Annotated in this window: 5 protein-coding genes and 1 pseudogene; 4 read left to right on the top strand and 2 right to left on the bottom strand. The window is 57.2% G+C overall.

From position 1 onward, the window contains the following. Positions 1-10 precede the first annotated feature (10 nt). Together NCS02_RS35585 and NCS02_RS35580 are read left to right on the top strand one after the other, a co-directional pair. On the top strand, positions 11-163 hold the full coding sequence (locus NCS02_RS35585) for an integrase core domain-containing protein (RefSeq protein WP_081851940.1): 153 nt from the start codon (positions 11-13) through the stop codon (positions 161-163). Positions 164-257: 94 nt separating this feature from the next. Next, the gene (locus NCS02_RS35580; protein ID WP_250508348.1) at positions 258-1,520 is read left to right on the top strand and encodes a hybrid sensor histidine kinase/response regulator; all 1,263 of its coding nucleotides are present in this window, start codon (positions 258-260) and stop codon (positions 1,518-1,520) included. Positions 1,521-2,319: 799 nt separating this feature from the next. Here the strand turns inward: NCS02_RS35580 and NCS02_RS36580 are convergent. Next, positions 2,320-2,505, bottom strand: a pseudogene (locus tag NCS02_RS36580) (GntR family transcriptional regulator); the annotation flags it as partial. Between the two features lie 748 nt (positions 2,506-3,253). Between NCS02_RS36580 and NCS02_RS35575 the strand changes: the two are divergent. Beyond that, positions 3,254-4,408: a porin gene (locus NCS02_RS35575; RefSeq protein ID WP_250508355.1), complete on the top strand. Its 1,155-nt coding sequence runs from the start codon at positions 3,254-3,256 to the stop codon at positions 4,406-4,408. A gap of 98 nt (positions 4,409-4,506) precedes the next feature. Here the strand turns inward: NCS02_RS35575 and NCS02_RS35570 are convergent, their stop codons facing one another. After that, positions 4,507-5,418, bottom strand: a complete 912-nt coding sequence (locus NCS02_RS35570) for a LysR family transcriptional regulator (protein WP_250508347.1) — start codon at positions 5,416-5,418, stop codon at positions 4,507-4,509. Positions 5,419-5,513: 95 nt separating this feature from the next. Between NCS02_RS35570 and NCS02_RS35565 the strand changes: the two genes are divergently transcribed. Further along, positions 5,514-6,824: an MFS transporter gene (locus NCS02_RS35565; protein WP_502800931.1), complete on the top strand. Its 1,311-nt coding sequence runs from the start codon at positions 5,514-5,516 to the stop codon at positions 6,822-6,824. Positions 6,825-6,843 lie beyond the last annotated feature (19 nt).

The raw sequence follows: 6,843 nt of genomic DNA, 5'->3' as shown, positions 1-6,843 counted from the left end.
AGAAGTCTACCTGAGGGCCTACGAGTCGGTCAGCCACGCCCGGCGCTCTATCGGCGATTACATCGAGCTGTACAACCGGAAACGGCCCCATTCGAGCCTGGCGGATCAGACGCCGGATGAGGCATACTTCGCGACGCTGCCAGCGATCAAATCGGCAGCATGATTGCCTCGGACGCTCCACTTAAAAATCTGAGAAAGCTGTCCGAACTACCGAGGCCACCTCTAAAAGCGGTGCGCGAATCTACTGCAGCGGCTTCTTGAGCCGCATCCAGGCCCCGGGCTTCACCGGATACGCCAAGATCGTTCATGACGCGACCCAACGCAAACTGGACGAGAGCAGGAAAGCCAGCGTCCTTGAGCAGGAGCGCGCAAGCAGTACCGAAGTACGCAAGCTGAGCCAGTTGAAGGACGAATTCATCGCAGTGCTGTCGCATGAGCTCAAGAACCCCCTGAATCTTATCAATATGAAGGCGGAAATCCTCGGCCGCCTCCCTGAGGCGCGCCATAGCAGCCGCGTCCAGGAGGTGTCGGATGCCATTCAGAAATCGGTCCTTGCACAAGCTCAGATCATCGATGATCTCCTGGATTTCTCGCGCATCCAGACCGGCAAGCTGACTTTGCGCTTCGCCCCCACGGATGTCACGCACATCGTTCGCACGATCAGTGGTGCCATGCTGAAAGACTACGACCAAGCTGGCGTCGCTCTCACCGTGGACGTGCCCGCGGCGCCGGCACTCATCCGGGGCGATGCGGTACGCGTCGAGCAGATTATCTGGAACCTGCTCGGCAACGCGCTCAAGTTCACCCCACGCGGCGGACAAGTCACCGCTCGGCTACAACAAGACGCCGACAATGTCTTGCTCGAAGTGACCGACACGGGCTGCGGCATCAAACCTGACCACCTCAAGTCGATCTTTGAGATCTTCCAGCAAACGCCGAACGTGCCGTATCGTGCACGGACCGGCGGACTGGGGATTGGCTTGTCGCTAGTGCGTCAGTTGGCCGAGCTGCACGGCGGAAAAGCCGATGCCTTCTCCGATGGTGTTGGCAAAGGCGCACGCTTCGTCGTGCGGCTTCCCGCCGATGCATCATCCGCCAATCGACGGGTGGGCGAGCGGCCGGCCGAACTGTCGATTTTCCAAAACGCCAGAATGCTGCTGGTCGAAGACTCCATGGAATCCCTCACCGCGATGGCCGACTTGCTCTCGCTTTTCGGGGCGCAAATTTCGACGGCGGCGAACGGGGCCGATGCGTTGCAAGCAGCGAACAATGCCGACTTTGATGTGATCGTCACAGATCTGGGCCTGCCCGACATGGACGGGTATCAGTTGATTCGACAGTTGAGAAAGTTGAAACACTGCGAAACGACGCCGATCATCGCCGTCACAGGCCGTCCTGTAGCCCAGGAAGAAGGGCCCGCACGAGAGGCCGGATGCAATGCATGCCTCACGAAACCGTTTAATCTCCAAGCACTCGCGGACGCCATGCACAGATTCGATCGCAGTGGCCAAAAGCATTGAACAACGTCTGCATACGACCGGAGCGGCCATCGCCTTGATGACTTCTCCTGCCAAGTCACACGCTGTGCTCCTGCTCAGTCTTATGTCGGCTACCACATCTTCGAATTTTTAATCTCCTGACGTAGTCCTAAGGATGAACGTTCAATTCCTTCATGTAAACACAACTATCCGTCTTGTCGAGCTGCGCGCTGCGTGGACCAGCGCCGGCTGAGCCTCGATGGGCCCGGCACTTGATCTGTCGAAAGCTTAAAGCGACTTGCACAAGCGAGCTTCGCGATATTTGATCTCGCTCCACGCTCGAACATTGCAACGTTGCAGATTCCCACGTTACGCGGCTTTTACGTGCACGTGGAACCGGCACGGCGTTTCTATATCTCCCGGCATATTCACAGGCGAGTTGCGACTCATGCGCGCCCAAAAGGTAGACAGCATGTCCTTGATTTTTACGGTATTTTAATAAGGGCCGGGCGGCAAACCCTTGTCGCGGATAGACACGGCTAACCGGAACTTCGCACGAAAATCAAAACCACACCTGATCGTGAATGTGCTCCACGCGCGCCAACGCTATCCTTGATCCAGGTGTGGGCTTGTTCTTCGTGTGAAGGTCCGGCGACGCCCGTTCCCGTGATTGTTCCGACGACTGTGCGCACAAGCTGACGCGTGCGATGACACGATGCCACGCCGCTTGCTCGGTCCGCGCCCCAGCAAGAAATCTTCAATTAGGACTTCTAAATGAAAATGCGCTAATTTAGTTTATGTAAAATGATGGGTGAGTGGAGACCACATTATCTGAAGCATTTCACATCTCATGCCGTCGGCTCGCCCACGCGGTCTCGATTGCTGTCAATGCCCCCATGAGGATAGAACGATTCAACGCGCCGGCTAGCAGTTCATCTCGCTCTTCATACGCTTGGCATAGTCGCTGGTGATCGGCGCACGATCGTTGCAGCCGTCCAGGCAAGGAAGTGCTCAGGCGGCGCAGGCGGAATCCTGAGAATTTAACAGGGAGTGTCATTCGTATCAGGTCTTGACGTCCGAGGTTGCGGACCACGCGCCCTCCCGCTACTGCAATGGTTCCAAGCGGTGTAGAGAGCTTCGTTGCGCCTTGTTCCGTCGCGGTCGCGGCGATGCGTTGCAGCTTCTCGACTTCGCCCCGGCTGATGCGTGCCGAGTTTCACATCGGTCGTCGGATCGCCGACGCAAAGCGCGCCGCCTTCAGGAACTCGGCGAGGACGGGCGTCACGGCGTCGAGGGATTCATGATGTCGGTTTGTGGGCGGATCGTGTGTCCAACATGGGGGTCGGTAGCGGCCAATCGGTTGACCCCCGGCGAATCAAGGCGTCGAGAACGTCACGCTGACCCAATTCTGGCACGGGAGAAGCTGTCTTGAGAAACAGCCAGGGTTCTTGATCGACCCGCAAAACCCTTCCGCGACCGGCACGATCATAGGCGGCCGTTGGTTTCGGAACGCGCTCATTTTGCTGGTCCGGCGTTGGCCTGCGAATCGGGACTTGTACAAGTTGGCTTTCCAACCGACGAAACCGCAATAACCGAAAGTTATCGCAAACCGGTTTTTTGCTGGTTGCAAGGGGATTTCCGGCTCGCAATACTTCCCCCGTCTGTTCTAGCCTCACCGCGAATTCACCGCGTCACATCAGCGGATATGCCGGATGCAAAGCCAGCGCTTGAAACTGGGTGAGGCGGTTCCTTTCCGTCCATCAGGGTCCAACAAAATGAAAACCGTCTCATTAGGCATCCTACTTACTGTCAGTTCCATGGGCGTTGCCACTGCACAAAGTACAGTGACGCTTTACGGATTGGCGGACGCGGGATTTGTTTATAACAATAACAGTGGTGGGGCGAAGCTTTATTCTCTGGCCAGCGGAAACCAGCAAGGTAGCCGGTGGGGATTGCGAGGTAGTGAAGATCTCGGGAGCGGGCTTACGGCTATCTTCATTCTTGAGAATGGATATTCCGTGACCAACGGCAGGCTTGCACAGGGCGGCGACGAATTCGGCCGCCAGGCGTATGTGGGCCTCGGGTCCCGGACCTATGGAACGGTTACACTGGGTCGCCAGTACGACTCGGTGGTCGACTTCACTGGTCGACTTGTGAGTGCAACCCAATGGGCGACTGGATATGGCGCGCATCCGGGTGATCTGGACAATATGGATAACAATAATCGCGTGAACAACGCGATCAAGTTCAGAAGCGCGAACTATGCCGGCTTCGCGGCCGGTGGTTTATATAGCCTGGGCGGCGTTGCCGGCCAGTTCAGCCGTAACCAGATATGGTCAGTAGGTGCGGGATACGACCGTGGACCCTTGACCCTCGGTGCGGGATACTTGCACATCAAGGATCCGAACTATTCGTTCTTCGGCAACAACAGTACGTCCAGCACAACGGCATCAAACATGACGGGCAGCCTAGTCTACTCGGGATACGCATCCGCCAAAACGCAACAGGTTATTTCGGCCGGCGCCGCCTATACGCTGGGCGCCGCAACACTGGGAGCTACATATAGCAATACGCAGTTCAAGGACATCGGGACGGAAACCGGATTGGCCGCCGTGGGCCGAGGTGGGTCGGCCAAATTCCACAACGCCGAACTGAACATGAAGTACCAGTTAACGCCCGCGTTGTTGCTGGGCATCGCGTACGACTACACACACGGCTATGGCGTAAATGACGCGACGTATCATCAAATAAACGTAGGCGCGGACTATTTCCTGTCGAAGCGAACCGATCTGTATCTGGTTGGCCTATACCAACATGCATCGGGTACAGACTCGACAGGACAGCCAGCTCGTGCCAACCTGAACGCACTGTCGCCTTCGTCGACGGCGAATCAACTCGCGGCCATCGCTGGGATTCGGCTTAAGTTTTAAATCTCCGCTGCGGTTTGTCCGTGCACGCGAGGCGTGGATATCGCAATTCGTACTGCGCTGCTCATGCGGCGCTTGCGTCTTCCGCGAGCCGCAGCGAGTCACCTCGATGTATTTGCCTGCACTGTTTCGTCGCCGAGTTGCTCCATGAACGTCGAAGTCAGCGGAGACAACGAGCCGTTCTTCCGCACAAGGCAGGCGATCTCCCGGGGCCAGTTCGCGTGACTTGCCGGTAGCACTTCCAATCCGAGTTGCTCAGCGATGGGCCGGTGTTGGGTGCTGCAGATTCCTACCATATCGGTGTTCACGATGAGGTAGAACACGCCGACGGGCGAACTGTAATTGCTTTGAACCTGGACCCGAGGCCCATCAAGGTTATATCGCTGGAAATACGCTTCGATCTGTTGCCGCGCTGACACGCTTCGGCTCGGCAGGATCCATGGGTAGTCTGCCAGATCTTTCGGCGCCATGGTTTTTCCCTTTGCCAACAGCGGATGGCCTTTTCTGCAAACGAGTGAGGTCGATTCGTTTAATAACGGGACAGCACGCAAGTCGTCCGGCAAGTTGACAGGCATCGGTGCGACCGCCAGGTCAATCTCTCCCTCGAGGAGGGCACGTATCAACGAGTCCGATAGCTGAACGATAAGACCGAGCCGCAACGCTGGGCGTTTTTTCAGTAGAGACAGGAACGTGCGCCCCACCAGCGGCTCGGTGGCGGGCGTTGCACCTACTCTGACCTGAGCAAGCTCGCCGGAATGCATTTCAGCGATCTGGGTCAGGGTGTTTTCATAAGCCGCGCGCAAGGACGAAGCGTGCCGCTGGAACTCCACACCGTACCGAGTCAGCTGCATGCCTTTGGGCGACCGTTCGAAAAGGGACACCCCCAACTGCGTTTCCAATCGACGCACGGCCTTGGTCAATGCCGGCTGGCTAACACCGATTTGCGTTGCGGCACGATGCAGCAGCCCCGTGTCGGCTACGACCAGGAAATAAGTGAGATCATCCAGGTTCATGATAACCATCGGTTATTGAATGCGATGCAACTATGCTTGTCCAGCTAATTTTCGCTGTCAATACTTCTTTCACACTTGGAACAGGGGCATAGGACATGGAAATGACAGGCACAAGTAACGAGGCGGCAGTCCCGCGGCAGCGCGATCGTCGACGGCTACGCCGAGTGGTAACCGCTGCAACGATAGGCACAGCCCTTGAATGGTTTGACCTCGTGGTCTATGGCTTTTTCGCCGTGGTCATCGCAAAGCTATTCTTCCCGGCAACGAACGAGCTGACGTCGCTCCTTGTAGCGCTGAGCACATTCGGCGGTTCGTATCTGATGCGCCCTCTTGGCGCGCTTCTGCTTGGTTCGTATGCGGACCGTCACGGACGTAAGGCGGGCCTCACGCTCAGCATTGCGCTGATGGCCCTCGGCACCCTCATGATCGCCGCAACGCCCACGTATGCGTCAATTGGAATTGCTGCTCCGGTTATCGTTGTCGCGGGCCGTCTCATACAGGGCATATCTGCCGGGGGAGAATTCGGCGCCTCGACCAGCTTCCTTGTTGAACATTCGCCGCGTAGTCAACGGGGCTTCTATGCAAGCTTCCAGATGGCTGCACAGGGAGGGACCGCTGTTATCGCGTCCCTGTTCGGAACGCTGCTAACCCGCTATCTGACTCCCGAGCAGTTGCTAGGCTGGGGTTGGCGTATTCCGTTCATTTTCGGTCTTTTGATTATCCCCGTTGCGTATTTCATTCGTCGGCACGTTGACGAAACGCCAGTTTTTGTTCAAGACGCCCATGCCAGCAGTCCGGTTCGAGAAACTTTCACCGATAACAAGATACGGCTTCTGCTCGCCATAGGGATTTACGTGCTTGTGACGGCATCATCATATGTCATCGTTCTGTACATGCCGACGTTCGCCATCAAGCAACTGCAACTAGATCCGTCGCTGGCGTTCGCGGGGACGCTCCTGATAGGCGGCGTGCAGATATTTGCGTGTCCCCTTGCCGGCGCGATGGCGGACCGCGGCGGGCGCAAGCGGGTGCTGCTGGGCGCTGCTGCCGTTCTGGGACTCGTCGTTGTACCGCTATTCGCATGGCTAATCTCAAGTCCTACTGCGTTCACGTTTATCTCCGTCTGTGCGGTGTTTGGACTGGTCATCAGTGGCTACCAGGGACCGATGCCGGCCGTACTCAGCGAGTTGTTTCCCAGCCGCGTGCGTACCACCGGGCTTGCATTGACCCACAACCTTGCCGTGGCCATCTTCGGGGGCTTCGCGCCACTCATCCTGACATGGGGAGTGACAGCGACGCACAGCAGGCTGGTTCCGGGCCTGTACGTTGGAGCAGCAGCAGCGATCAGCATCCTGAGCCTGCTCGTCTGTATCCGTAAGTTCGGTGACCAAAGGTCGACCGAATAACAATGAATTCTAATAAGGC

The organism is Caballeronia sp. NCF2 (genome assembly GCF_023631205.1).
In the GTDB taxonomy this organism is placed as follows: Bacteria; Pseudomonadota; Gammaproteobacteria; order Burkholderiales; family Burkholderiaceae; genus Caballeronia; species Caballeronia zhejiangensis.
The sequence above is the reverse complement of the archived record's forward strand: the minus strand, read 5'-3'. Positions and strand labels throughout refer to the sequence as shown.